We start from the raw sequence: 20,510 nt of genomic DNA, 5'->3' as shown, positions 1-20,510 counted from the left end.
GATCGGGACGTTCGTCCCAGGCGCGGCTGTCGATCGGAGGGTACGACGAGGCGAGTGCCACCATGGCCTGGTGAGTCTCGATCCCGCCGCCGCGGCGGCCACCCTCGCCCACGCCCGCGCGGCACGCGGCCCGCTGCCGCCCTTCACCGCGGCCGAACCGGACCTGGACGCCACCTGGGCCTACGCCGTCCAGGACCACGACCGCGCGCTCCGGCTCGCCGCCGGCGAGCGGCCGATCGGCGCCAAGCTGGGCCTGACCAGCCCGGCCAAGCAGGCCCGGATGGGTGTCGCCGAGCCGGTCATCGGGTTCCTCACCGACGCGATGCGGCTCGAGCCCGCCGCTCTCGCCGCCGCGCTGCCCGGCTGGATCCAGCCCCGGATCGAGCCCGAGATCGTCTTCGTCCTGGCCGAGCCGGTCTCCTCCCCGCTCACCCTCGCCGTAGCGCGGGCCGCCGTCGCGTCGGTCGGGATCGCCGCCGAGGTCATCGACTCGCGCTACGCCGAGTACCGGTTCCGGTTCGCCGACGTCGTCGCCGACAACACCAGCGCGGCCGGCCTCCTCGTCGGCGACCTGCACCCGGCGGCCGGGGTCGCGGACCTCGCCGCGCTGCGCTGCACGGTGAGCGTCGACGGCGAGGTCCGGCACGAGGCGACGGGCGCCGCCGTCCTCGGCGACCCGTACGCCGCCCTGGTCCACCTCTCCCACCATCTCGCGGCCCGCGGCGAGGCCCTGCCCGCCGGCTCGCTCGTCCTCGCCGGCGCGCTCACCGACGCCGAGCCGCTGGTCGCCGGGCGCGGCTACCGGCTCGACATCGAGTCCCTCGGCACGATCACGGTCGACGCCTGACGGGCGGGCTACTTCACGACGCCCGCGAGCGTGTCGATCAGGGTCGGCAGGCCGTTCTTCCAGTCGTAGCTGAGCGCGGTCGGCGGGGAGACCGACGAGACATTCACCCGACCGACGACCTTGGCGACCGAGCCGGACTTGATGGCGGGCACGGCGAGGGCCTTGGGGTTGCCGAGCAGGGTCTCGGCGTCCGCCTCCGTCTCGTGGTAGCTGATGATCACGTCGGCGTCGATCTCGTCGGCCTTCTCGTAGCTCATCTCGTAGTAGAAGCCACCGTCGGACGTGTCCAGCTTCGCGACGCCGGGGGCCACCTCGAAGCCGAGCTTGGTCATGATCGCGACCCGCGGGTCGAGGCCGGTGTAGATCGACAGGTTGTTGGGGTTGGCCCAGATGCCGGCGATCGTCTTGCCCGCGAACTCGGGGTGCTTGCTCGCCTCGTCGGCGAAGTAGGCGTCGATGTCGGACAGGATCTCGTCGCCCTGCTCGCTGCGGCCCAAGGCCTTCGCGGTGATCCGGATGGTCTCGTCCCACGGGGTGGTCCAGGGGCCCTCGGGGAAGGCGACGACGGGAGCGATGTCGCTCAGGGTGTCGTACTGCTCCTCGGTGAGCCCGGAGTACGGCGCGAGGATCAGGTCCGGCTTCGCGGCGATGAACTCGTCGTAGGGCACCACCGTGCCGGAGCCGTCGTCGGTGAGCAGCCTCGGGTGGTCGACGCCGGCGGCGTCGTACGCCTCCTCGACCCAGGGCAGCAGCTTGCCGGCGCCGACGGTCCACAGCTGCTCGGCGACGGCGACCGGGTAGACGCCGGCCTTGATCGCGGCCTCGGTGGAGCCCCAGCCCCACGTGGCCACGCGCTCGGGCGCCTTCTCGATGGTGGTGGTGCCGTAGGTGTTCTCGATCGTGATCGGGAAGCTGTCGGTGGCCTCGCCGGTGGTGGCGCCACCCTCGGCCCGGTCGTCGTCGCTCTCCTGGCCGCAGGCGGTCAGGGCGGTGAGCGCAGCCAGAGCGGCGACCAGGGCGGCCGCGCGGCGGACGGCACGTGTCGTACGCACGCGTGTCTCCTCGTTCTCGGGGTTAGGTCAGGCTAGCCTAAACGAATCTGGTCAGCGGGCCGCGACGACCCCCTTCCGTGGACGTCCGCGCGGTACGACGAGCGGCCCGCCGGTCACCGGGTCGGCGATCACCTGGGCGTCCAGCCCGAACGCGTCACGGACCGAGTCGACGGTGAGCACGTCGGCCGGCGCACCCTGCGCGACCACCCGTCCGGCGGACATGACGACCATGTGGTCGGCGTACCGCGCTGCGTGGTTGAGCTCGTGGAGCACCATCACGACGGTGGTTCCCCGCTCCTCGTTGAGGTCGGCCAGCAGGTCGAGCAGCTCGAGCTGGTGGGTGACGTCGAGGTAGGTCGTCGGCTCGTCGAGCAGCACCGCGCTGGTCTCCTGGGCCAGCACCATCGCGATCCAGACCCGCTGTCGCTGACCGCCGGAGAGCTCCTCGAGCCGCCGCTCGGCGAGCTCGGCGGTGCCGGTCGCGGCGAGCGAGCGCATCACGACCGCGTCGTCGTCGCTGCTGTGCCGGCCGAACCAGCCCTGGTGCGGGAACCGGCCACGGCCGACCAGCTCGGCCACCCGGACACCGTCGGGCGCGATCGAGGACTGCGGAAGCACGCCGACCAGCCGGGCCAGCTGCTTGCGCGAGAGCCGGCCGATGTCGGTGCCGTCGACGGTCACGGTGCCGGCGGTGTGCGGGTGCAGCCGGGCCAGGCCGCGCAGGAGGGTGGACTTGCCGCACGCGTTGGGGCCGACGATCGCGGTCACCCGGCCCGGCGGCAGGGTGAGGTCGAGGCCCTCGATCACGGTGCGGCCGCGGTAGCCGAGAGTGAGGCCGGTCGCGGTGATGGCGGTGCTCATCCGGTTGCCTTTCGTTCGCTGCGGGCCAGCAGCCACAGGAGGTACGGCGCCCCGACCAGGCCCGTGACGACCCCGACGGGAGCCGAGATCCCGAAGGGCGCGGCCTGGCCCAGCACGTCGGAGCCGAGGGTGAGGAGGGCGCCGACGGCGGCCGAGGCCGCCAGCGCGGGGCCGCCGTCGTCGACCAGGCGGCGCGCGATCGCGGGGGCGACCAGCGCGACGAACGCGATCGGCCCGGCCACCGCGGTCGCCAGGGCGACCAGGCCGACGCCGACGAGCAGGGCCAGCAGGCGGGCCCGGTTCGGGGCCAGGCCCAGGCCGTGGGCGTGATCGTCGCCCAGGGCGAGCGGCCGCAGCCAGCGGCCGACCACGAACGCGAGGACCGCGAGCACCCCGACGCCGGTCGCGAGCAGGCCCAGCATGCCGTCCCGGATGTCGGCGACGCTGCCGACCGTCCACAGCAGCACGGTGCCGCCCCCGCGCAGGTCCGCCTCGGCGAGGCGCCACGAGATCAGCGACGCGCACACGTACGAGATGCCGACGCCGACCAGCACGAACCGCAGGCCGTGCAGCCCTCCGCGCCAGGCCAGCAGCCAGATCGCGGTCGCGGTGCCGAGCCCGCCGAGCAGCGCCGAGCCCGTGATCGCGAGCCCGGTGGCGCCGTACCCGAGGATCGCGGTGATCGCGCCGAGCGAGGCACCGCCCGAGATGCCGAGCAGGTCGGGACTGGCGAGGTTGTTGCGCAGCGTGTACTGGAACAGCGCGCCGGCCAGGCCGAAGGCGGTACCGGCCAGGATCGCGGCGAGCGAGCGCGGGAGCTGGAGCTTCTGGACGACCAGCAGGTCGAACCGGTCGCCGACGCCGAAGATCGCGGGCAGCGCCCGGTCCGGAGGTACGCCGGCCACCCCCATGCCGAGGCTGACCAGCACCAGCACCAGGCAGGCGAGGGTGCCGACGAGGACGACGGCGCCGGCTCGGGAGCGCTGACGTCGGCGCAGCCGGGTCACGGCCAGCGCGCTCACAGGCCGGCCACCCGTCGGCCCCGGGCCACCGCGACCAGCACGGGAGCCCCGATCAGCGCGGCGACCACGCCGGCCTCCAGCTCGTCTTGGCGCACCAGCCGGCCGATGATGTCGGCCGCGACGAGCAGCACCGGACCGAGCAGCGCGCAGAGCGGGATCAGCCAGCGGTGGTCGGTGCCGATCAGCCGCCGCGCCGCGTGGGGCACGACCAGGCCGACCAGGGCGATCGGGCCGGCCAGCGCGGTCGCCGTGCCGGCGAGCAGGACGACCGCGGCGCCCGCCAGCAGCCGGGTCGTGGTCACGCTCTGGCCCAGCGCCGTGGCGACGTCGTCGCCCAGCGCGAGGCCGTTGAGCCGATGGGCGACGAACAGCGCGAGGCCGGCGCCGACCACCAGGAACGGCCACAGCGCGGAGACCGCGTCGACGTCGCGCCCGGTCAGCGCCCCGACCGACCAGAAGCGCAGCACGTTGAACGCGTCGACGTCGCGGAACAGCAGCAGATTGGAGATCGGCGCGAGCAGCGCGGTGACGGTCGCGCCGGCGAGCGCCAGCTGGACCGGGCGACCGTGTCCGATCGCGAACACGACAGCCGCGGCGAGCGCGGCGCCGGCGAAGCCGAACCACACGGTGCCGAGTGGGCTGAGCACGCCGAACGCGGTCGCCGCCACGACGATGCCGAGCGAGGCACCCGCGTTGAGCCCGAGCAGGCCGGGGTCGGCCAGTGGGTTGCGGGTGATCGCCTGGGCCAGTCCGCCGGCGAGGCCGAGCGCGGCGCCCGCGAGCACGCCGATGATGGTGCGCGGCACCCGCTGGCCGCGGATCACGTCGTGGTCGACGTTCCCGGCGACCGGGTCGACCAGGGCGCGCCAGGTGTCGTGCAGCGCCACCCCCCGCACCCCGAGGGCCAGGCTGAGCGCCACCGCGACGAGCACGAGCAGCAGCGTCGCCACGACGACGGCCGGCCGCCGCGTCGACACTGAGGTTTGCATAACCTAAGCAAACCACAGGCGCCTGCGCGCTCAGGAAGCCGGCGCGACCTCCTCGCGCGCAGGCGTGCCGGCCGCCCCCGCGGCCGCGGCGAACAGCCAGCCGTAGAAGACCAGCAGGCCCAGCCACGAGGCGATGACCACGCCGTACATCGTGGTCCACAGCCACACCGGCACGTCCGGCTTGCGCTCGCGCTGGAGCATGAACGGCTCGTGGACGAAGGCGACGTCGGCGCCGTCGTCGACCTGGACCAGGCCGGCGGCCGGGCCGGTGATCGCGGGGTCGGCCGGCATGTGGACGGGGATCGAGACCAGGGTGCGCAGCGGCAGGTGCAGCCGGACCAGCACCTTCCAGCGGCCGTAGAGCGGCAGCGGCTCCGCGCTGCGGTACTCCCCCGCGCGCCCGGTCGGCTCCATCGCGACGCTGAGCACGCCGTCGCCGAGCCGCTGCGACTCCGGCTCCTTCCTGCCCTGGTAGGCCAGCGCGGAGAACCAGATCGCGTCGTCGACCCGCTCGGGATCGGCACGCACCGTCACCACGCTGGTGCAGCCCTGCTCGCCGATGCAGTCGTCGTCGTAGGAGACGTGGCCCATGATCACGCCGGTCCCCTCGACCGGCTGGTACGTCGTGCGGCACTCGTCGCCGTCGCACTGCTTGACCACGTCGACCTCCCCGGCGCCGGCCGGGGCCGCGAAGACGGCCATCGAGGCGATGAACACCAGCGTGCCCGCCGTACCGACCCAGCGAGCGGGCCGCGGCGCCGCACTGCCCGGCTCGGCGCTCGGCCCGAAGCGGCCGATCCGCTCGACGTGGCGCGCGAACGACCAGCCGAGCAGGCCGCCGCCCACCCCGGCCACGCCGCCGACCGCCAGCATCAACGGCAGCTGCGCTCCCTCGGGCGGCAGCGGGTAGGGCAGGAACAGGTCCATCCACCACCACTCGGTCGCCAGGCCGAGCGTCCCGGCGAGCAGGCCGGCGACGCCGGCGAACACCGGGCCGCGGTCGCGCCAGGCCAGCGCGAGCAGCTCGATGCACAGTGCCGAGCCGAGGAACAGCAGCCAGTGCGCCCGGTGGATGTCGGGGACCGGCAGCGTGATCGCGTAGATCAGCACCCGGATGCCGAGGTAGGTCGCCCAGGTGACCAGCGCGCCGCCCCGGCCCAGGAAGATCCGGCCCGCGACGAAGATCCAGCCGGTCAAGAACCCGGAGATGATGAACAGCGTGGTCGCCGGGAACTGCGGCACGCCGAGGTCGAACTCCATCAAGAAGGCCACCGGGATGACGCAGAGCCCGAGGACCGCGGTCATCACGAGCCGGGTCGCCCGGCCCCGCAGCGGTGGCCGGCCGACCTGAGCCGCCTCGGCGTACAGCAGCGGCAGCGCGAGCACGCAGGTGACCGCGCCGCCGATCATCATCACGTGGGTCGGCCCCCACTCGGTGACGTCCTGCCCGAACAGCCGGTGCCACACGTCGTCGGCCGGGAAGCCCGCCGCCGCGATCAGGCCGGCGCCGAGCAGCACCATGGTGCCCATCGGCACCCGCCACCCCGGCGTCAGCTGGACCGTACGACGCGGCAGCGGCGCCTTCGCGAGTCCCGCCGAGATCACGCCCGAGGCCAGGAAGCCGAAGATCCCGAACATGATCGGGAAGTGCGACGGGTTGGCCAGCGGCCCCTCGTCACGGCCGTTCTGCATGTGGATCGGCACGTCCCAGTAGACGCCGAACGCGCACGCGATCAGCGAGACCAGCGCGAGATAGCCCGGCAGCCCGGCCCACCGCGGCAGCCCGTCGAGCGCCGCCACCCGGTCGGCGAGCCGGCCCAGCAGCGTCGGCCTCCCCTCCCGCTCCCTCAGCAGGAAGATCCCCAACGGGACGTAGATCGCGGCGAAGGCGCCCGCCGCGATCAGGACCTGGTCGAGCGCGGCGCCGCCGGCCGGCGCGGTGGGTGCAGCAGCGGGGAGCATGGCATACCTCCGGTATCGGTGGGCCAGACGTTACTGGTCGTCGCAGGTACCTGAACAGCGTGACGTCTCGACCGGGCGCCGCGGGTGGACACCTGTCAGGTCAACCGCGGCCCTTCTCGCCCCAACGATCCGGTGATGTGTCTATGATGTCCGGTGTCGGGCCGCGACCGACCCCCCCAGAGGTCGCGGCCTGACGCCTTTTTTCCACCGGGCTACTCCCAGAAGACCCGGTCCACCACGGCGTGCGCGTGCCGGGTCACCCGCAGGTAGTCGTCGAGCAGCCGGTCGGTCTCGGTGAGCTGGTAGCCGAGGATCCCGGCGACGGCGCGGCGCTCCAGCACGGCGCGCGGGAACTCGTCGCCGGCGCGGCCGCGGGCGAGCAGGACCGCGTTGCGGACCCGGGTGGCCAGTCGCCAGGACGTGCCGAGGGTCTGCGCGTCGTCGTGGGTGATCAGCCCGGCCTCGGCCGCGGCGGTGAGCGCGGCCAGGGTCTGGGTGGTGCGCAGGCCGGGGACCTCGGCGCCGTGGCGCAGCTGCAGCAGCTGGACGGTCCACTCGATGTCGGCCAGTCCCCCGCGGCCGAGCTTGAGGTGCAGGGCGGGGTCGGCGCCACGCGGGAGCCGCTCCTTGTCGACGCGCCCCTTGATCCGGCGCACCTCGAGCACGTCGTCGTCGGTGAGCCCGCCAGCCGGGTAGCGCAGCGGGTCGATGAGCGCGGTGAACCGCTCGCGCAGGTCGCGGTCGCCGACCACGGCGTCGGCGCGCAGCAGCGCCTGGGCCTCCCAGACGTGCGACCACTTGGCGTAGTAGGCGGCGTACGCGTCGAGGGTGCGGACCAGCGGCCCCTGGCGGCCCTCGGGCCGCAGGTCGGCGTCGACGACCAGCGCCGGGTCGGGACCGGGCACGGCGAGCACCCGGCGCACCTCCTCGGCGACCAGCCGCGCGAAGGTCGTGGCCTCGTGGGCGTCGGCGCCCTCGACGGGGTCGTGGACGAACAGCACGTCGGCGTCGCTGCCGTAGGACAGCTCGAAGCCGCCGTAGCGGCCCATCGCGACGAGCGCCATCCGGGTCGGGATCGCCTCGATGCCGCGGGTGCGGGCGGTCGACTCGATCGCGCCGTGCAGCGTGGCCTCGAGCGTGGCGTCGGTGAGCCGGGTGAGCGCGAAGCCGACGTCGGCGACGTCGACCAGACCGAGCACGTCGCCGGCAGCGATGCGCAGCAGCTCACGACGGCGTACGGCGCGCACGGCGCGCACCCCCTTCTCGAAGCCCTCCTGGCGCCCGCCGGTCGCCAGCATCTCGTCGGTGAGGGCGGCCGACCCGAGCGGGTGGAGGTCGCCGCCGAGCAGCCGGACGCCGGCCGGCTCGCGCTCGAGCAGGTCGGTGCAGTAGCGGGACGTGGCGAGCAGGTGGGCCAGCCGCTCGGCGGCCTCGCCCTCGTCGCGCAGCGTGGAGAGGTACCACGGGGTGCGGCCCAGGGCCTCGCTGATCCGGCGGAAGCCGAACAGGCCGCCGTCGGGGTCGGGACACTCGGCGAACCACTGCAGCATCGCGGGCAGCAGCGTGCGCTGGATCGCGGCGGTGCGGCTCACGCCGCTGGTCAGGGCCTCCAGGTTGCGCAGCGCGGCCTGTGGGTCGGCGTACCCGAGGGCGGCGAGGCGGGCGCCCGCGGCCTCGGACGACAGCCGCACCTCGTCGGCGCCGATCCGGGCCACGGCGGTGAGCAGCGGGCGGTAGAAGATCTTCTGGTGCAGCCGGCTGACCTCGCGGCGGTGCTCCTGCCAGGTCTCCTCGAGCTGCTTTCGCGCCTCCTTGAAGAAGCCCAGGCTGCGCCCGAGCCGGCGCAGCGACGCCTCGTCGGACGGCACCACATGGGTGCGCTGGAGCCGGTGCAGCTGGATGCGATGCTCGAGCTGGCGCAAGAAGGCGTACGCGCGGTGCAGCGCCTCGCCGTCCTCGCGGCCGACGTACCCGCCCTCGGTGAGCCGGGCCAGCGCGCTCAGCGTCGTCGGCGGGCGGATCGACTCGTCGGCGCGGCCGTGGACGAGCTGCAGCAGCTGGACGGCGAACTCGACGTCGCGCAGCCCGCCGGCACCGAGCTTCAGCTGGCGCTCGGCCTCCCTGGCCGGGATGTGGTCGAGGACCCGACGGCGCATGGCCCGCGCGGCGTCGACGAAGCCGTCGCGGTCGGCGGCCGACCAGACCAGCGGCGCGACCATCGCCACGAACTCGCGACCCAGCGCGAGATCGCCCGCGACCGGTCGGGCCTTGAGCAATGCCTGGAACTCCCACGGCTCGGCCCAGCGCTCGTAGTAGCTCTGGTGACTGGCCAGGGTCCGGCTCAGCGGCCCGGCCTTGCCCTCCGGGCGCAGCGCCGCGTCGACCGGCCAGATGGTGCCCTCGGCGGTGTGGTCCGCGCAGACCTGCATCAGCTGCGCGGCCAGCCGGGCCGCGACCCGCTCGTCACCCTGGTGGACGAAGAGCACGTCGACGTCGGAGACGTAGTTGAGCTCGTGCCCGCCGCACTTGCCCATCGCCACCACCGCCAGCCGTACGCCGGACGCCGGCTCCCCGACCCGCGCCCGGGCCACGACCAGCGCAGCGTCCAGGGTCCCGGCGGCGAGCTCGGCCAGCTCCGCCGCCGCGTCGTCGACCCCGAGGTGGTGGGTCAGGTCGCGGGCGGCGAGCCGCAGCAGATGGCGGCGGTACTCCACCCGCAGCGCGTCGACGGCCTCCTGGTCCGGCTTGCCGGTGACCGCCTCGACGAGGCGGGCGCGCACCGCCCAGGCGGCCGGGCGGGTCGAGCCGAGGGAGGGGTCGGCGAGCTCGCGCCAGTGCGCGGGGTGGACGGCGAGGTGGTCGGCCAGCGCCGCGCTCGCGCCCAGCACGCACAGCAGCCGCATCGCCGTACCCTCGTCGTCGCGGACGGCGGCGAGCAGCTCGGCCCGGTCCGCCGTCTGCTCGGCGGCCTCGGCGAGGCGGACCAGCCCGTGCAGCGCGGCGTCCGGGTCGGCGGTGCGGCCCAGCAGCGCGAGCAGATCCGTGGCGCCCGGCCCGAGCAGCTCGAGGTCGGCGAGCGCCCGGTCGAGATCGACGAACCCGAGCCGGAGCAGCTCGGTGCGCTGCGAAGCCCGGTTCATCCCAGCCCTACAGCACGGGCAGCATGCGGTCGCGCTCGAAGGCCGAGACCTGGCCGCGGTACTCGTCCCACTCCGCCCGTTTGTTGCGCAGGAAGAACTCGAAGACCTGCTCCCCCAGCGTCTCGGCCAGCAGCTCGGAGTGCTCGGCGACCGCGATCGCGTCGTGCAGGCTCTTGGGCAGCGGCTCGATCCCGAGGCTGCGCCGCTCGCGCTCGGTCAGCGCCCACACGTCGTCCTCGGCCTCGCGGGGCAGCTCGTAGTCGTTCTCGATGCCCTTGAGACCGGCGGCCAGCACCGCGGCATAGGCGAGGTAGGGGTTGCACGCCGAGTCGATGGTGCGCAGCTCGACCCGGGTCGACTGGCCCTTCATCGGCTTGTACATCGGCACCCGCACCATGGCCGAGCGGTTGTTGTGACCCCAGCAGATGTACGACGGCGCCTCGCCGCCGAACATCATCCGCTTGTAGGAGTTGACCCACTGGTTGGTCACGACGCTGATCTCGCTGGCGTGGCGCAGGATGCCGGCGATGAACTGACGGCCGGTCCTGGAGAGCTGGTACTCCGCCCCCGCCTCGTAGAAGGCGTTCTGGTCGCCCTCGAACAGCGACAGGTGGGTGTGCATGCCCGAGCCGGGGTGCGTGGTGAACGGCTTGGGCATGAAGGTCGCCCAGATCCCCTGGTTGAGCGCGACCTCCCGGATGACCGTGCGGAAGGTCATGATGTTGTCGGCGGTCGTCAGCGCGTCGGCGTAGCGCAGGTCGATCTCCTGCTGCCCGGGGCCGCCCTCGTGGTGGCTGAACTCCACCGAGATCCCCATCGCCTCGAGCATGGTGATCGCCTCGCGGCGGAAGTCCGAGCCGTGGGAGTGGGCGGCGTGGTCGAAGTAGCCGCTGCGGTCGATCGGGACCGGCTCGTCGCCCGCGCTCGGCTCGTCCTTGAACAGGTAGAACTCGATCTCGGGGTGGGTGTAGAACGTGAACCCCTGCTCGGCCGCCTTGCCGAGGGTGCGCTTGAGCACGTTGCGCGGGTCGGCGTACGACGCCGAGCCGTCGGGCATCACGATGTCGCAGAACATCCGCGCCGTCGCCGGACCCTCGGCGCTGCGCCACGGCAGGATCTGGAAGGTGGTCGGGTCGGGCAGGGCCAGCATGTCCGCCTCGTAGACCCGCGCGAAGCCCTCGATCGCCGACCCGTCGAACCCGATGCCCTCGGAGAAGGCGCCCTCGAGCTCGGCCGGCGCGACCGCCACGGACTTGAGGAAGCCCAGCACGTCGGTGAACCACAGCCGTACGAACCGGACGTCACGCTCCTCGAGCGCCCGCAGGACGAAGTCCTCTTGCTTACCCATGGCCGCAGCCTAGTGTCGACCCGTGACGAACGTGTTGCGGGACCAGGACCGAAGCACCGGCGGCGCGGCCGTCGTCGACGCGCTGCTCGCCCAGGGGGTGCGCGACGTCTTCGGCATCCCCGGCACCCACAGCCTGGAGATCTACCGGCACCTGGCCGGCTCCGGCATCCGCCACGTCCTTCCGCGCCACGAGCAGGGCGCGGGGTACGCCGCCGACGGGTACGCCCGCACCTCGGGCCGGCCCGGCGTCGTGATCACGACCTCCGGGCCCGGCATCACCAACGCGATCACCGCCCTCGCCACGTCGTACGCCGACTCGGTGCCGGTCCTCGCCGTCTCCCCGGGCCCGGTGCGGGGCACGGTCGGCGCCGACATCGGCTGGCTCCACGAGATGCGCGACCAGCAGGCCACGCTGGCCTCGGTCTGCGCGCGCAGCGTGCGGGTCGAGTCGGCCGACGAGGTCCCCGAGGCCGTCGCGGACCTCTTCGACGGCTTGCGCACCTCGCGTCCGCGACCGGTCCACCTCGAGGTGCCGGTCGACGTGCTGGAGGGACCGTGGACCCGGCGCGCCTGCCCGGTCCGCCCGCCCGGCGCGCCGCCCACGGCCGGCGCCGACGCCGTCGCGCGGGTGGCCCGGCTGCTCACCGCGGCCGCCCGGCCGCTCGTGGTCGCCGGCGGCGGCAGCCGTGGCGCCGCGCCCGCGCTCGCCGCCCTCCTCGACCTCGGGCTCCCCGTGCTCACGACCGTCAACGGCAAGGGCGTCGTCGACGAGGAGCACCCCGGCGCCCTCGGCGCGTCGGTGCGGCTGCCGGAGGCCCACGCGGTGATCGACGACGCCGACGTGCTGCTCGTGGTCGGCAGCGAGCTCGGCGACTCCGACCTGTGGGGCGGCGTGGTCGCGCCCGGCGGCTCCGGACGGATGGTGGTCCGGGTCGACCTCGACCCCGGCCAGCTGCACAAGAACGTCCCCGCCGACGTCCCCGTCCACAGCGACGCCGCCGCCTTCCTGACCGCGCTCGTCGGGCGGCTGCGCGAGGCGGGCGTCGTCCGGCCGCCGGACCCGGACCTGAGGGCCCGGGTCCTCGCCGGCGCGGACCGCGAGGCCGGCCCCTGGGCCCGGATCCAGGGGGAGCTGCGGGCCGCGCTGCCCTCGGACGCCGTCGTGGCGGGCGACAGCTCGCAGGTGACCTACTACGGCACGGTCCACTTCTGGCCGATGACGCCGGCCCACCGGCTGCTCTACCCCACCGGCTACGCGACCCTCGGCTACGGCCTGCCCGCCGCGATCGGCGCCAAGGTCGCCGCCCCGGACCGCGCGGTGATCGCGGTGGTCGGCGACGGCGCGGCGATGTTCACCGTGCCGGAGCTGATGACCGCCGTCGAGCTCGGCCTGGCGCTTCCCGTCGTGGTCGTCGACAACGGCGGGTACGCCGAGATCCGCGAGCAGATGCTCGACCGGGCGATCGCGCCGCTGGGCGTCGACCTCGCCTCCCCCGACTTCGCCGCGCTGGCCCGGGCCTGCGGTGCCCGCGGGGTGCGGGCAGCGAGCGTCGCGGACCTCGGCGCGCTGGTCGCCGAGGCGCTCACCGCGCCCGGTCCGACGCTGATCCACCTGACGGTCTGATCAGCGCGCAGCACCCCGGCTCCGCCGCGACCGGCTCGACGCCGGCGCCGAAGCGCCGCGCGAGCGCTGTCAGGAAGCTCCGGTTGACGCCGCAGACCAGCTCGCGGTGGTCGGCGGCGAGCCGGTCGAAGGGACAGTTGGCCAGGCACAGCGAGCCGTCGTCCTCGGCGCGCGGCTCGTAGCCGAGCGGCGTCAGGGTCTCCACGAGCGATCCGTCGGCGGCGGCGGTCACCGCGTCGGCGGCGTCGTCGGCGGCCGCGGCCAGCGCGTCCGGCATCGGCATCCCGGCGAGGGTGCGCTCCACCGCGTCGGCGAGCACCTGGCCGGCGAGGTCGTAGCGCCGGCTCGGGACGCTCACGCTCAGCTCGCGGCGCGAGCGGCGGTAGAGCTTCGCGGGCCGCCCCGCGCCGGGCCCGGTCCGTCCGGTCAGCCGGCGGAACTCGGTGACGAGCAGGCCCTCGTCGACCAGCCGCTCGAGGTGGAACTTCGCCGTGTGCCGGGGTACGTCGACCCCGTGGGCCGCCTGGTCCCGGCTCACCGCGCCGGGCTGCTCGGCGACGAAGCGGTACAGCGCCCGTCGTATCGGGTCGGCGAGGGAGCCGACACGCGTCACCCGCTGCCCGAACGCCTCGTCCATGACCTGCTCCCCCCGATTTCCAACGGACACGAGTCTTGTCGAAAGATCGCCACAGGTCTACCGTCGAATGTGATGTCCCTTACAAAAGGGGCCGCTCGAGAAAGGGGCCAACCATGGCCAGCACGCACGCGTGGGACCACCTCACCCACGACATGCGCGAGGAGATGCACGACCTCACGCACTTCGCCACCGTCGACGCCGCCCACCAGAGCCGCGTGGCCCTCTGGGCGACCTTCGTCGCGCTCCCCGTCCTGTGGGGACTCGACATGATGACCAACGCCGTCACCGAGAGCACCACGTGGGCGGGCTCGATCTCGACGTGGGCCAACAACCTCCTGCCCGGCAACGCCTCCGACGCGGTGATGTGGGTCGGCGCGATCACGCTCCTGATCGGGCTGCTCGTCGCCGCCATGCCGCAGCTCGGCGCGGACGTCCTCGGCGTCTGGTTCGTGCTGCTCGCGGTCAACCTGTTCAGCGTGGACCAGATGGCCTACCTCGCCCTGGGCATGCTCGCGCTCGCCGTGTGCTGCTTCTCGATGGCGCGGATGATGCGGGGTGATCACCGCCGGGAGGCGTGAGCGCTCACCTCTGTGGCCCGGTGCGAGCGCCGCGCCCAGTCCGTCGGCAGCGCGATGCCGTCGAGGCCGATCCCCTGGAAGATCAGCCGGTAGGCGTCGGGGTCCTCCTGGCGCTGGCGCTCGAACATCCGGCGCAGGCTCGCCCACAGCGGCGTACTGCTCTCCGAGCCGAGGTACTCGCCCGTCGCGGTGCCGGGCAGCACCTGGGTCTGCATGCCCAGCGCGGTGAGCAGGCGCCGCGGCTGCGAGTCCATGATCATCACGACGAAGTCGATGTCGTTGGCGAAGGCGGCCGTGACGATGCCGTGGTAGAGCGCGGCCGCGCACAGGCCCTCGCGTCCGGCACCGGGCCGGACCGCGACCGTCGCGATGTCCCAGGTCCGCTCGGGGTCGACGCCCGCGGCACGTGCCGAGCGCTCGCCGTCGACACCCCACGGCTCCCGCGCGAGGTCGTTGAGCGTCTTCAGCCCGGCCGGACCGGAGGCGATGAACCGGGCCGTCGCCACCGCCTCGTCGCGCTCGTCGAGCACGGTCATGAAGCCGGTGGAGTCGAGATAGGGGCCGTACTCGACCGCGAACTCCTCCGCGGTGTTGCCGTAGCGGTCCAAGAACACGTCGGCCTCGCACCTCAAGGCGGCGGCCAGCTCCTCGCCGACCGGGTCGAGCACGAAGCGCAGGGGGGCGGCGTTCACGATCCCATCCTGGCAGCCGCGAGGTGCGTCGCGCGGGTGAGGTCCTCGCTCCTCCAGCCTCGTACCCAGCGCTCGACCTCGGAGGCCGGCATCGGCCGCGCCAGGTGGTAGCCCTGCACCGTGTCGATGCCCAGCTCGACCAGCACCTCGAGGTCCGCGGCGTTCTCGACGCCCTCGGCGACGATGCGCATGTCCAGCGCGTGCGCGAGCTGGATCGTGGAGGCCACGATCATCCGGCTGCGGCCGTCCACGGCCACGTTGCGGACCAGCGAGCGGTCGATCTTGAGCTCCTGCACCGGCAGGTTGCGCAGGTAGGTGAGCGAGGAGAAGCCGGTGCCGTAGTCGTCGATCGAGACCTGGACTCCGTGGCTGCGCAGGTCCTGCAGCACCTCGCGGGTGTGCTGGGGGTCGGCGAGGAAGGAGTCCTCGGTGACCTCGAGCACCAGGCCCTCGGCCGGGATGCCGCTCTCCGTGACGGCGGCGTAGAGCTGCGGGAGGAACGCCTGGCCGAGAAGCTCGGTCGGCGCGCAGTTGACGGCGACGCGCAGGTCCAGGCCGGCCGCCAGGCGGCGACGGTGGTCCTCGACGGCCTGCCGGGCGATGGCCGTCGACAGGACCGGCATCAGCCCCGCCCGCCGCGCCGCCGGCAGGAACGACACCGGGCTGATCACACCCTGCACCGGATGGCGCCAGCGCACCAGCGCCTCCATGCCGGAGATCCGCATGGCCGCGACGTCGAGCTGTGGCTGGTACCAGACCTCGATCTGGCCGTCGGCGATCCCCTTGCGCAGCTCCTCGGCCAGCTGCAGCCGGGAGCGGGAGAACTCGTCCAGCTCGGCGTCGTACAGCGCCGCCCCCATGCTCGCGTTCTTGGCCTGGTACATCGCGACGTCCGCGCGCCGCAGCATCTCGCCGCTGTCCACGTCGTCGGAGGCGGCGACAGTGATGCCGATCGACCCCGACGGGCAGATCTCGATGCCGTCGACCGCGATCGGCTGGGCGAGGTCGCGCAGCACCTGGTGCGCGGTCTCCAGCAGCTCGATCTCGTCGCCCGCCCCCAGGATGATCGCGAACTCGTCGCCGCCCAGGCGCGCGACCATGGCGTGCTGGTCGACCGCCTCGCGCATCCGCACCGCGACCAGACGCAGCACGGTGTCGCCGACGTGGTGTCCGAGGGCGTCGTTGATCTCCTTGAAGCCGTCGAGGTCCAGCAGCATCAGCGCCAGCGGCCTGCGGTCGGTGAGGGCGTCCTCCAGCCGCACCCGGACCGCCCGGCGGTTGGGCAGCTTGGTGAGGTCGTCGGTCTGCGACAGTGCGAAGGCCTCGGTCGCGCGGTTCGCGTCCTTGAGCGCCAGGCCCATCCGCCAGGCCACGGTGAGCATCGTCAGCAGCGCCGGCGGGAGCGTGTAGTAGGCCAGCGACTCGTCGGGCCGGACCGTCAGCACCGCCGTGGCCACGGCTCCGGCACTGACCAGGACCGTCGTCCCGGCCGCCTTGGGGACGGTCCGGATGACCGACTGCGGCGGACGGCAGGCAGCCGCGACGAGGAGCGCGAAGGCGCCGCCCCACAGCGCATTGCTGACGTTGGCGAAGTCGTACGTGCGCGCCGAGGCCTGCAGCGCGAAGCCGGAGTCCGCGCACGCCAGCAGGACGAACGCGACGCCGAGCATCGCCGACCTCCAGCGGTCCGAGCGCGCCTGGAGCAGCGCCTGGCCGAGGACCGCGAGCGCCAGGACCGTGTCGGCCAGCGGGTAGATCAGCGCCAGCAGCAGCGGCACGCCCTCCTGCCCGGAGGCCAGCCGGACCGGGGTGACCAGGAGCAGCGAGGCCAGGCACGAGGTGGCGCCGCAGATGACGGCGATGTCGAGCCACCCGCGAGTCGGGCGCAGCTGGCGCCGGTCCACGTCGAGCATGAGGTACCCGGCCATGCCGAGGTAGGAGACGAGGAAGAGCCACTCCCCCGGCGCCGGGAAGTGCGCACGGGTCGCGGCGCTCGCGGCGTTCACCGACATCGAGCCCACCGACCACGCCAGCACCGCGGCGAGCAGCAGGAGCAGCCCGGTACGGCGGCCCGGGTAGAGCCGCGCGGCCAGCGCGAGCCGCACCAGCAGCATCGGGAAGAAGATGGTGAGCGTTGTGAGCAGGATCGCCTGGCTCGTCGCGTGGGTGGCGGACTGCGCCACCTGGTTGACGCCCAGCCCGACGATCAGCCAGCCCCAGGACAGGAGGGCCACCACGCGCTCGGCCCGGGCGACCCGGGGTGCGCGCGGCTCGGCACCGGCTCTGCGGCCCACGCCCCCTTCACCCCCTCGCCCGTTGGAGGGCCGCGATCGGCCCACGGTTCCCGTCGACCGGCTCGCGGCGTTCCTGAGCGGTTTCCCGCTCGAGTGCCGACAGGACCCGGTCGACGTCCTCGGTGGACGTGTGGGGGTTCACGAAGCACAGCCGCAGCGCGGTCGCGCCGCCGACCACCGTCGGCGTCACCAGCGCGAGCCCGGCCGCCCGCGCCTCCCTCGACCACTGCTCGTACCGGCTCCGCGTCCAGCCCCGGCGCCGGAACAGGACGACGGACAGCCGGGGCTCGACGGCGAGCTCCAGGACCGGGCTGGCCACGACGCGGTCGGCAGCGTACCGGGCCGTCGCCAGGCAGGTCTCGACCGCGCGGCGGTAGGCGTCGGCTCCGTTGGCGACCAGGGAGGCCCACACCGGCAGGCCCCGGGCCCGCCGGGTCAGGTGGACGGCGTAGTCGGCCGGGTTGTCCGCGCCGTCGTCGTGCGCCGCGTCGAGGTAGTCCGCCTGCTGGCGGTGCGCGGCTCGCGCGACGGCCGGGTCGCGGTACAGCACGCCCGCGCAGTCGAACGGCGTGAACAGCCACTTGTGCGGGTCGATGGTGATCGAGTCGGCCCGCTCGATCCCGTCGAACAGCGCCCGCACGGACGGGGCCAGCACCGCGGCGCCGCCGTACGCCGCGTCGACGTGCAGCCAGGCGCCGTGCCCGGCGCAGCACTCGGCGATCTGGTCGAGCGCGTCGACGGCGCCGGTGTTGGTCGCGCCGGCGCTCGCCACCACGGCGACCACCGTGGCCGGGTCGAGCGCGCTCAGCACCGGTTCGAGGTCCGCCCCGCGCAGCGGGGCGTCCGGGGACCCGGCCCGCACCACGGTGCAGCCCATGATGGCGGCCGCGGCGTCGATCGAGGCGTGGGCTCCGGCGCCGGCCACGATCGTCGTCGGTACGGCGCCGGCCCGACCGTGGCGCGCGGCCACCAGCGCGCTGAGGTTCGCCGTCGTCCCGCCGCTCACGAACGTGCCGTGGGCCTCGGACGGGTAGCCGACCGCGTCGCACAGCCACCGGACGGCGGCCCGCTCCGCCGCGACCACGGCGCCCGCCTCGAGCTCGCTGCCGGCGTACACCGACGCCGCCGACAGCGCCGCGTCGGCAAGGACCGCCGCGGGCGTCGGCGCCCCGCCCACGAACGCGAGGTAGCGCGGATGATCGGCCGGGAAGGCGGTCGGCAGGATCCGGTCGCGCAGCACCGCCCACGTCGCCTCGATGCCGATGCCCGCCGCGCCCACCGCCGGCAGCGGGACCCGCGAGACGGCGGCGAGCGGCGCGGACCGCGCCGGATCGGTCAGCCGGCCGGCGATCCAGGCGGCGAGGTCGTCGAGGGCCCGCTGGTCCTGCGCCGCGAAGTCATGCACGTCCACCCATCGTAGGGGCCGGGCCTACTCGGCCGGGACGTCGGCCGCCAGCTCGGCCAGCCACGCGGCCGGGCTGGCGTCCGACGGCATCCGCCAGTCGCCGCGCGGCGACATGGTGCCCCCCGCGCTGACCTTCGGTCCGTTCGGGAGCGCGGAGCGCTTGAACTGGCTGCTGAAGAAGCGCCGGACGAACACCTCGAGCCACCTGCGGATCGTCGCCAGGTCGTACGACGCCTCGCCGCTCCCCCAGGCGTGGTGGGCCAGGAACGCGATCTTGCCCGGCCGGTAGCCGCGGCGCAGCACGTGGTAGAGGGTGAAGTCCTGCAGCGCGTAGGGGCCCACCGAGTCCTCGGTGCGCTGCTCGCCACCGGGGATCAGCTCGGGGGTGATCTCCTGCTCCAGGATGGCCTGAAGCACCTGATCCGCCTCGTCGTCGTAGTGCCCGTCGTGGAGCTGGTCGGTGTCGATCACCCAGCGGATCAGGTGCTGGATCAGCGTCTTCGGCACGCCGGCGTTGACGTTGTAGTGGGACATCTGGTCGCCGACGCCGTAGGTGCACCAGCCGAGCGCGAGCTCGGACAGGTCGCCGGTGCCGAGCACGATCCCGCCGCGGTGGTTGGCGAGGCGGAACAGGTAGTCGGTGCGCAGGCCCGCCTGGACGTTCTCGAAGGTGATGTCGTAGACCGGCTCGCCGTCGCTGAACGGGTGGTCGAGGTCGTGCAGCATCTGGGTCGCGGCCGGCTTGATGTCGAGCTCGGCGAAGGTGCAGCCCAAGGCCAGCGAGAGCCGGGTGGCATACGACTTGGTGGTCTCGCCGGTCGCGAAGCCCGGCATCGTGAACGCGTGGATGTCGCTGCGCGGGCGGCCGAGCCGGTCCATCGCCTTGGCCGCGACGATCAGCGCGTGGGTCGAGTCGAGGCCGCCGCTCACGCCGATCACGATCTTCGGCTGGCCGATGGCGCGCAGGCGCTGCTCGAGGCCCGAGACCTGGATGTTGTAGGCCTCGTAGCAGTCCTGGGCGAGCCGGGCCGGGTCGTCGGGCACGAACGGGAACCGGGCGACCTTGCGGCGCAGCCCGATGTCGCCGACCGGCGGCTCGAGCTCGAACTCCACCCGGGTGAAGTGCCGGGCGGTGACGCCCTCGGCCTCGCGGTTGTCGTCGAAGGTGCCCTGCCGCATCCGCTCCTGGCGCAGCCGGTCGAGGTCGACGTCGACCACCGTCGCCCGCGGCCCGTCGGGGAACCGCTCGCTCTCCCCCAGCAGGTCGCCCATCTCGTAGACCATGGTCTGGCCGTCCCACGACAGGTCGGTCGTCGACTCGCCCTGGCCGGCCGCGGCGTAGACGTACGCGGCGTTGCACCGGGCGCTCGCGCTGCGCACCAGCAGCCGCCGGTCCTCCGCGCGGGCGATCGTGATCGGGCTGCCGGAGATGTTCGCGAGCACCGTCGCGCCGGCGAGCGCGGCGTTCGCGCTCGGCGAGATGGGCACCCACATGTCCTCGCAGACCTCGACGTGCAGGTCGAGCCCGCGCACGTCGGAGGCGGAGAAGATCAGGTCGTTGCCGAACGGGACCTGCTCGCCGTTGAGCTCGATGCGGCCCTCGGCCGCGCGCTGACTCGCGCCGGCCGCGAACCAGCGGGCCTCGTAGAACTCGCGGTAGGTCGGCAGGTAGGACTTCGGCGCGACGCCGAGCACCCGGCCGCCGTGGATCACCACGGCGCAGTTGAAGACCCGGTTGCCGCTCGCCAGCGGCGCCCCGACCACGAGGACCGGCCGCAGGTCCGCCGAGGCGACGGTGAGGTCGAGGACCGCCTCGCGCACCGCGTCGAGCAGGGTGTCCTGGAGGAAGAGGTCGTCGACGGCGTACCCGGTCAGGCCCAGCTCGGGGAAGACCGCGACCGCCACCCCGTCGTCGTGCAGCGCGCGGGCCTGCTCGAGGATCCGGGCGGCGTTGGTCGCGGGGTCCGCGATGGCGACGGGCAGGGTCACCGCCGCGACCCGGGCGAACCCGTGGGCGTAGGCCGAGTAGAAGTCCACGGGGCGAGTCTAGGGAGGGCGC

Annotated in this window: 15 protein-coding genes; 3 read left to right on the top strand and 12 right to left on the bottom strand. The window is 73.8% G+C overall.

The annotated features are described in order from the left end of the window. The first annotated feature begins 70 nt into the window (after positions 1-70). On the top strand, positions 71-847 hold the full coding sequence (locus tag ACUP6Y_RS09505) for a 2-keto-4-pentenoate hydratase (protein WP_462555651.1): 777 nt from the start codon (positions 71-73) through the stop codon (positions 845-847). A gap of 8 nt (positions 848-855) precedes the next feature. Here the strand turns inward: ACUP6Y_RS09505 and ACUP6Y_RS09500 are convergent, their stop codons facing one another. The 7 genes from ACUP6Y_RS09500 to ACUP6Y_RS09470 all read right to left on the bottom strand — a co-directional run bounded on the left by ACUP6Y_RS09500 (position 856) and on the right by ACUP6Y_RS09470 (position 11,221). Continuing rightward, the gene (locus ACUP6Y_RS09500; RefSeq protein ID WP_462555648.1) at positions 856-1,899 is read right to left on the bottom strand and encodes an iron-siderophore ABC transporter substrate-binding protein; all 1,044 of its coding nucleotides are present in this window, start codon (positions 1,897-1,899) and stop codon (positions 856-858) included. Between the two features lie 51 nt (positions 1,900-1,950). After that, on the bottom strand, positions 1,951-2,760 hold the full coding sequence (locus ACUP6Y_RS09495) for an ABC transporter ATP-binding protein (RefSeq protein ID WP_462555645.1): 810 nt from the start codon (positions 2,758-2,760) through the stop codon (positions 1,951-1,953). Further along, entirely contained in the window at positions 2,757-3,782 is a 1,026-nt protein-coding gene (locus ACUP6Y_RS09490) for a FecCD family ABC transporter permease (RefSeq protein WP_462555642.1), read from the bottom strand. Before ACUP6Y_RS09490 ends, ACUP6Y_RS09495 begins: the two co-directional genes overlap by 4 nt. Further along, positions 3,779-4,759: a FecCD family ABC transporter permease gene (locus tag ACUP6Y_RS09485; RefSeq protein ID WP_462555639.1), complete on the bottom strand. Its 981-nt coding sequence runs from the start codon at positions 4,757-4,759 to the stop codon at positions 3,779-3,781. Before ACUP6Y_RS09485 ends, ACUP6Y_RS09490 begins: the two co-directional genes overlap by 4 nt. A 42-nt stretch (positions 4,760-4,801) precedes the next feature. Continuing rightward, a complete protein-coding gene (locus ACUP6Y_RS09480) occupies positions 4,802-6,733 on the bottom strand; it encodes a hypothetical protein (protein WP_462555636.1) in 1,932 nt (643 codons plus the stop codon). Between the two features lie 212 nt (positions 6,734-6,945). Further along, entirely contained in the window at positions 6,946-9,873 is a 2,928-nt protein-coding gene (locus ACUP6Y_RS09475) for a bifunctional [glutamine synthetase] adenylyltransferase/[glutamine synthetase]-adenylyl-L-tyrosine phosphorylase (RefSeq protein WP_462555633.1), read from the bottom strand. Positions 9,874-9,880: 7 nt separating this feature from the next. Then, positions 9,881-11,221, bottom strand: coding sequence for a glutamine synthetase family protein (locus ACUP6Y_RS09470; RefSeq protein WP_462555630.1), 1,341 nt, complete (start codon positions 11,219-11,221; stop codon positions 9,881-9,883). Positions 11,222-11,243: 22 nt separating this feature from the next. On the opposite strand from ACUP6Y_RS09470, the gene ACUP6Y_RS09465 reads away from it, so the two are divergent. After that, positions 11,244-12,845 (top strand): thiamine pyrophosphate-binding protein, encoded by a 1,602-nt coding sequence (locus ACUP6Y_RS09465; RefSeq protein WP_462555628.1) that lies wholly within the window; start codon positions 11,244-11,246, stop codon positions 12,843-12,845. Here the strand turns inward: ACUP6Y_RS09465 and ACUP6Y_RS09460 are convergent. Further along, complete coding sequence (locus tag ACUP6Y_RS09460; RefSeq protein ID WP_462555625.1) at positions 12,805-13,482, bottom strand: helix-turn-helix transcriptional regulator; 678 nt, start codon at positions 13,480-13,482, stop codon at positions 12,805-12,807. The genes ACUP6Y_RS09465 and ACUP6Y_RS09460 overlap by 41 nt on opposite strands. Positions 13,483-13,595: 113 nt before the next feature. On the opposite strand from ACUP6Y_RS09460, the gene ACUP6Y_RS09455 reads away from it, so the two are divergent. Beyond that, positions 13,596-14,060, top strand: coding sequence for a hypothetical protein (locus ACUP6Y_RS09455; protein WP_462555622.1), 465 nt, complete (start codon positions 13,596-13,598; stop codon positions 14,058-14,060). On the opposite strand, the gene ACUP6Y_RS09450 is transcribed toward ACUP6Y_RS09455, so the two are convergent. Genes ACUP6Y_RS09450 through ACUP6Y_RS09435 form a run of 4 tightly spaced genes read right to left on the bottom strand, consistent with a single transcriptional unit; the run spans position 14,042 to position 20,488 of the window. Further along, positions 14,042-14,752, bottom strand: coding sequence for a hypothetical protein (locus ACUP6Y_RS09450; RefSeq protein ID WP_462555620.1), 711 nt, complete (start codon positions 14,750-14,752; stop codon positions 14,042-14,044). The genes ACUP6Y_RS09455 and ACUP6Y_RS09450 overlap by 19 nt on opposite strands. Further along, complete coding sequence (locus tag ACUP6Y_RS09445; RefSeq protein ID WP_462555617.1) at positions 14,749-17,046, bottom strand: putative bifunctional diguanylate cyclase/phosphodiesterase; 2,298 nt, start codon at positions 17,044-17,046, stop codon at positions 14,749-14,751. Before ACUP6Y_RS09445 ends, ACUP6Y_RS09450 begins: the two co-directional genes overlap by 4 nt. A 7-nt stretch (positions 17,047-17,053) precedes the next feature. Further along, the gene (locus ACUP6Y_RS09440; protein WP_462555614.1) at positions 17,054-18,451 is read right to left on the bottom strand and encodes a pyridoxal phosphate-dependent decarboxylase family protein; all 1,398 of its coding nucleotides are present in this window, start codon (positions 18,449-18,451) and stop codon (positions 17,054-17,056) included. Positions 18,452-18,475: 24 nt separating this feature from the next. Then, positions 18,476-20,488: an NAD(+) synthase gene (locus tag ACUP6Y_RS09435; RefSeq protein WP_462555612.1), complete on the bottom strand. Its 2,013-nt coding sequence runs from the start codon at positions 20,486-20,488 to the stop codon at positions 18,476-18,478. Positions 20,489-20,510 lie beyond the last annotated feature (22 nt).

The organism is Nocardioides sp. S5-5, from assembly GCF_054954065.1.
Note: the sequence above shows the minus strand (reverse complement) of the source record. Positions and strands in the feature narration are given on the sequence as shown.

Coding starts and splice junctions, on each gene's coding strand:
- ACUP6Y_RS09470 (WP_462555630.1), bottom strand. CDS start 11,221: ATGGGTAAGCAAGAGGACTTCGTCCTGCGGGCGCTCGAGGAGCGTGAC.
- ACUP6Y_RS09460 (WP_462555625.1), bottom strand. CDS start 13,482: ATGGACGAGGCGTTCGGGCAGCGGGTGACGCGTGTCGGCTCCCTCGCC.
- ACUP6Y_RS09495 (WP_462555645.1), bottom strand. CDS start 2,760: ATGAGCACCGCCATCACCGCGACCGGCCTCACTCTCGGCTACCGCGGC.
- ACUP6Y_RS09455 (WP_462555622.1), top strand. CDS start 13,596: ATGGCCAGCACGCACGCGTGGGACCACCTCACCCACGACATGCGCGAG.
- ACUP6Y_RS09480 (WP_462555636.1), bottom strand. CDS start 6,733: ATGCTCCCCGCTGCTGCACCCACCGCGCCGGCCGGCGGCGCCGCGCTC.
- ACUP6Y_RS09475 (WP_462555633.1), bottom strand. CDS start 9,873: ATGAACCGGGCTTCGCAGCGCACCGAGCTGCTCCGGCTCGGGTTCGTC.